A 1538-nucleotide genomic window follows, 5' to 3' on the forward strand; every position below is an offset into this window, starting at 1 on the left:
TGTTGCAACCAAGTAGAAATGTCCCTCGCTCCGCAAAGTAGAAATGTCACCAAGAGCGCTGACGGTAGCAAAGCCTGACAGGGCGGAGACCTCAGATATCGCAGCCCTGGCTGGCTTTGTGTTTCTCTTTCGCGGCTCTTGCCAGCTTTGAATTCCAGCCATCGTTGCGCCGTCCATTCGGTTTGTAGCGAGAGCGCTGTTTGCCTGCGCGGCGTTTCTTTGGCGGGGCCTTGTCCTGCTCGGCCTTGATGTGCTCAAGGACCGCGCTTAGATGCTTATTCTCGGTGATCGCGGCGTGGGTGACGCGCTGCTCCTTGTCAAAAATGGAGTAGGGGAGCGAGACGCCCTTCCAGCGGAACTCCAAGCGGCCGTCAGGGTACTCATAGCTGTCGACATACTTGCCGGGCAGGCCGCGCGTGATCTCGTTCTCTTGCAGGATGATGCGCTGCCGGTCGTAGGAGAAGGCCAATTGGTTGCCGACATAGCGCTCGTCGCGCCAGCACAGCACATCCGCCAGCCGATCCGGTTCGGTATTGAGGGGCCGGTGCAGGTTATCCGGACGGCGTGGGGTCTTGGCGAACTTCGTGTTGTAGCGGTTCATGAAAGCCGGAAGGAACGCATTGGCCGCTGCCATGTCCGAGATGCTCGCCAGGCGCAGTTCCTTCACCAGTCGATCCTGTAGCGTCCGGTTCGCGCGTTCGACGCGGCCCTTGGCCTGAGAGCTGTTGGCGCAGAGAATCTCGATGTTCAACTCGTTCAAAGCACGGCCAAACTGGGTCATCCCGTGACCTGACTCCGCACCTTGGCTCGCAACACGGAACACCGTGTGTTTGTCCGAATAGAACGCCACAGGTCGTCCATGTGCATGCAGGTAGGCCTCCAGAGCGCCAAAGTAGCTGAATGTGCTCTCGGACTTCACGAACTCCAGATGCATCAACGTACTGGTCGCATCGTCGATGAAAACAAGCAGGGTGCAGGACGGCCCGCGATCCTCAAACCAGTGATGGTCCGAGCCGTCGATCTGGATCAGCTCGCCAAAGCATTCCCGGCGCAGGCGTGATTGGTGAAAGGTCCTGCGTTGCTTGCGAGAAAGCCAAATCCCGGCGTCCTGCATCCACTTGCGCAGCGTCTCGCGCGACACCTTCAGCCCGTGAACTTCCTCGAGCTTCTCAGCCGCAAAGGTCGGTCCGAAGTCGACGTAGTTCTCGCGCACCAGTGTCACCGCGAACTCGCGAACCGCCGGATCGATCCGATTGTTCGAAACCCGACCACGCGCTTTGTGCCGGATTGACGCCGGACCGTCAGATTGGAACTTCCTGAGAAGCCGGTGAACCTGTCTGCGGCTCAATCCCAAAACCTTCGCCGCAGTCGTCGCCGTCATCCGACCTTGGCTCACCTGGCTCAACACCTCGACCCGGTTCAGCTCGCGCTCGCTCATCAAAACCCATCCCATGCCCACACTCTCTGCCTGTTCTCATCGGGGCAGAGTGTGACACTTCTACTTTGCAGATGTGGGACACTTTAACTTTGCGGGTACA

Annotated in this window: 1 protein-coding gene; it reads right to left on the reverse strand. The window is 59.0% G+C overall.

Going from position 1 to position 1538, the window contains the following annotated elements; genetic code table 11:
- Nucleotides 1-91: 91 nt before the first annotated feature.
- Entirely contained in the window at nucleotides 92-1453 is a 1362-nt protein-coding gene (locus tag Q4577_RS23615) for an ISNCY family transposase (RefSeq protein WP_303473374.1), read from the reverse strand.
- Nucleotides 1454-1538 lie beyond the last annotated feature (85 nt).

The organism is Marinovum sp. 2_MG-2023 (genome assembly GCF_030548265.1).
GTDB lineage: Bacteria > Pseudomonadota > Alphaproteobacteria > Rhodobacterales > Rhodobacteraceae > Marinovum.